The 3,436-nt window shown below is 59.2% G+C and carries 3 protein-coding genes; 2 read left to right on the top strand and 1 reads right to left on the bottom strand.

Annotation, left to right across the window (positions count from 1 at the left end; all coding sequences use genetic code 11):
- Positions 1 to 117: 117 nt before the first annotated feature.
- Positions 118 to 702 (bottom strand): YajG family lipoprotein, encoded by a 585-nt coding sequence (locus tag HT737_RS10210; RefSeq protein WP_025109324.1) that lies wholly within the window; start codon positions 700 to 702, stop codon positions 118 to 120.
- A gap of 203 nt (positions 703 to 905) precedes the next feature.
- On the opposite strand from HT737_RS10210, the gene HT737_RS10215 reads away from it, so the two are divergent.
- A complete protein-coding gene (locus HT737_RS10215) occupies positions 906 to 1,139 on the top strand; it encodes a hypothetical protein (RefSeq protein ID WP_041072422.1) in 234 nt (77 codons plus the stop codon).
- Between the two features lie 707 nt (positions 1,140 to 1,846).
- A complete protein-coding gene (gene mqo / locus HT737_RS10220) occupies positions 1,847 to 3,355 on the top strand; it encodes a malate dehydrogenase (quinone) (RefSeq protein WP_041072424.1) in 1,509 nt (502 codons plus the stop codon).
- Positions 3,356 to 3,436: the final 81 nt, after the last annotated feature.

Here is a 3,436-nt window from a genome sequence, read left to right on the forward strand (position 1 = left end):
AAAGTCAAAAGAATACGCAGCCTGCGGCAGCTCCTACAGGGGATTAGCGTCGTCCTGCAGGCATGAAAAAGCCCGGCGCCATCACTGGCCCGGGCTTTTTCACATCAGCCGAACAGTTTACTCGGCGAGGATCTGACCCACGGTCGGGTCCTTGAACAGGCGAGTCAAGGCGTCGCTCAACACGTCGCTGACCAGCTTGGTGTTGGTTTCCTGGTTCGGCGCCATGCCGAAACGCTGGTCCAGCGAAGCGCCGTAGCGGCCGCTGTAACGACGGTTGCCGCTCTGCACGTCGGAACGGAAGGTCGCGCCGATGGTGGCCTCGGTCACGTACATGCCTTCTTTCGGCGACTGGTACTTGAGCTCGGTCAGGGTCACGGTCAGTTGCGGCGCATTCATCGCGTTGCTGGTCGGGGTGAAGCCGAGCAGCCGCACGGCGGCTTCAGCCTGGGCCTGCAACTTCGGCAGGATCTGCTCGCGTTGTACAGTGATGGCGCTGGTTTCCGGGTACAGGCCGCCACGGGTGCCGAGGGTTGGCGACGGACGACCGTCAACCACGCGCACCACCACTTGCTGGCCATGGCCGACCGGGGCCAACTGCGTGGTCAGCTTCGGTTCCGGGCTCAGTTGTTGCGGGCTGTGGGCGCAGCCAACCAGGGTCAAACTGGTCACAGTGATCAAACCGAACAACAGGCGTTGCAACATGCTCTTTTCTCCAGAATCAGGCACAAACAGGCCGGCAGTATAGCGGTGGGCCACTGCGGGTAACCAGCACTCGACAGTGAATACTCAAATGTCTGACCCAGCCGAGAGAATGCGGTTCCTGTCACAGATTATTCACCGCCCATACACCTTGGCGTCACGGCCGCCTGGCAAGCTTCAAACCAGTCCCCAACAAGGTACTTGCCATGCGTTATCTGATCTCGTTGTTCGCGCCACGTCCGCTGCACCGCAGCTTCGCCCTGCTGGATCGCAACGGTCACTGCCAGGCCTTCAAACAGTGCAGCCTCAAGCCAATGGGTGACGGCTGGGTGGAAATCGAAGAAATCCGCCTCAACTGGTTGCACCAGCCGCTGCCCGCCAGCGCCCGGGTCATCGAGCAACAACCTCGCGCACGTGCCCAGGCGATGTTGAGCATCTGACCGGATGCCTAATAAAAGTCATTAAACTCGACCAACTGCCCGCATTTCTTCGATACAATCTCCCCCCGATTATAAGGACGTCTCCTGATCGGGCCCCGCAACACCGGCAATGCCCTGCATTCGCCATCAAAATAGCCCACAGAGAGCCGCCCACACAGATCGAGTGAAGTTGGCGCGCTTGCCTGTTCTTCCGGCAAAACCCCGCTTTTCGCGAATCTGCAGAGCTGTCATACGCTCGGCCACCGCGTTGTTTTGCCTTTGCGGGCACGGTGCCAGGCCTGGACAGCCCTTTTTTGAGGTTCACGTCTTCAAAAGAGCGTGAAAAAAACGGGTTTTCACAACTTCACAAGAGTGTGGCGAGCAAATGAATAGTTTTGCGTCTGAACATGCACCATTAGCGTCTGTAACAGCCCAACGACACAGGACCGGGGATACCTCGAACATCGGAGCCTGAAGCCTGTCCGCTACGGATTTGGTTGCACAAAACGGATGTCTCGACCATAAGTCGAATTGCCAGCCACGCGCTGAAATGAGTTCATGCAACTCTTGAAGCCAGGCCGCATGCATCCGTCGAAGTTGCGAAAAATTGCGAAGATTCGGACATGACGAACCTGACCATGGGTTATCCGGGGCGCAACTGACCTGCCCCGCCACTCCCTGGCAGCCATGCCGACAATTTGGTGCTGCAGATTTTGGAGACGCGTTAAATGGCGCATAACGAAGCAGTCGACGTAGTTCTGGTTGGGGCCGGCATCATGAGTGCCACCCTGGCAGTACTGCTCAAAGAACTCGACCCGACGATCAAGCTGGAAGTCGTCGAGTTGATGGATTCCGGGGCCGCGGAGAGTTCCAACCCGTGGAACAACGCCGGTACCGGCCACGCCGGCCTGTGCGAGCTGAACTACACGCCGCAGGCCGCCGACGGCAGCGTCGACATCAAGAAAGCCGTGCACATCAATACCCAGTTCGAAGTGTCCAAGCAGTTCTGGTCGTACCTGACCAAAAAAGGCACCTTCGGCTCATGCAAGTCCTTCATCAGCCCGGTGCCGCATCTGAGCTTCGTCCAGGGCGACAAAGGCGTGTCGTTCCTCAAGGAACGCTTCAACGTGCTGCACAAGCACCACGCCTTCGCCGACATGGAATACACCGAAGACAAGGCCAAGATGGCCGAGTGGATGCCGCTGATGATGCCGGGCCGTTCGCCGGACGAAGTCCTGGCTGCGACCCGCGTGATGAACGGCACCGACGTCAACTTCGGCGCCCTGACCAATCAGTTGCTCAAGCACCTGACCAGCGCACCGGACACTCAGGTCAAATACTGCAAGCGCGTGACCGGCCTCAAACGTAACGGCGCCGGCTGGACCGTCAGCATCAAGGACGTCAACAGCGGCAACAGTCGTGAAGTCGATGCCAAATTCGTCTTCCTCGGCGCCGGTGGCGCGGCCCTGCCGCTGCTGCAGGCTTCGGGCATCGAGGAAAGCAAAGGCTTCGGCGGCTTTCCGATCAGTGGCCAGTGGCTGCGTTGCGATAACCCGGAAGTGGTCAAGCACCACCAGGCCAAGGTTTACAGCCAGGCCGCGGTGGGTTCGCCACCCATGTCGGTGCCGCACCTGGATACCCGCGTGGTCGACGGCAAGAAATCCCTGCTGTTCGGACCATACGCCGGTTTCACCACCAAGTTCCTCAAGCACGGTTCCTTCATGGACCTGCCGCTGTCGGTTCGCGCCGGCAACATCGGGCCGATGCTGGCGGTGGCGAAGAACAACATGGACCTGACCAAATATCTGGTCAGCGAAGTGATGCAATCGATGGAGCAGCGTCTGGACTCCCTGCGCCGCTTCTACCCGGAGGCGAAAGCCGAAGACTGGCGCCTGGAAGTGGCCGGCCAACGGGTGCAGATCATCAAGAAAGACCCGAAAAAGGGCGGCATCCTGCAATTCGGTACCGAGCTGGTCGCAGCGAAAGACGGCTCCCTCGCCGCCCTGCTCGGCGCTTCGCCAGGCGCTTCGGTGACCGTTTCGATCATGCTGGAACTGATCGAGAAATGCTTCCCGGCCAAGGCCAAGGGTGAGTGGGCGGCCAAACTGGCGGAGATCTTCCCGGCCCGTGAAAAGGTTCTGGAAACCGATGCTGCGCTTTATCGCAAGATCAACACGCAGAACAACATCGCCCTGGAACTGGTTGAAGAAAGCAGCGAGACCCCAAGCTTCGCTTGATCTTGCGGCATAAAAAACGCCCCCGTACTCAGTGAGTGCGGGGCGTTTTTTTATGGCCCTGAAAAGCAAAAGATCGCAGCC

Source organism: Pseudomonas sp. MD195_PC81_125, assembly GCF_014060985.1.
Classification (GTDB): Bacteria; Pseudomonadota; Gammaproteobacteria; order Pseudomonadales; family Pseudomonadaceae; genus Aquipseudomonas; species Aquipseudomonas parakoreensis.

Excerpts from the sequence above, each read along its gene's own strand:
- HT737_RS10210 (WP_025109324.1), bottom strand. The coding sequence starts at position 702 with ATGTTGCAACGCCTGTTGTTCGGTTTGATCACTGTGACCAGTTTGACC.
- HT737_RS10215 (WP_041072422.1), top strand. The coding sequence starts at position 906 with ATGCGTTATCTGATCTCGTTGTTCGCGCCACGTCCGCTGCACCGCAGC.
- mqo (WP_041072424.1), top strand. The coding sequence starts at position 1,847 with ATGGCGCATAACGAAGCAGTCGACGTAGTTCTGGTTGGGGCCGGCATC.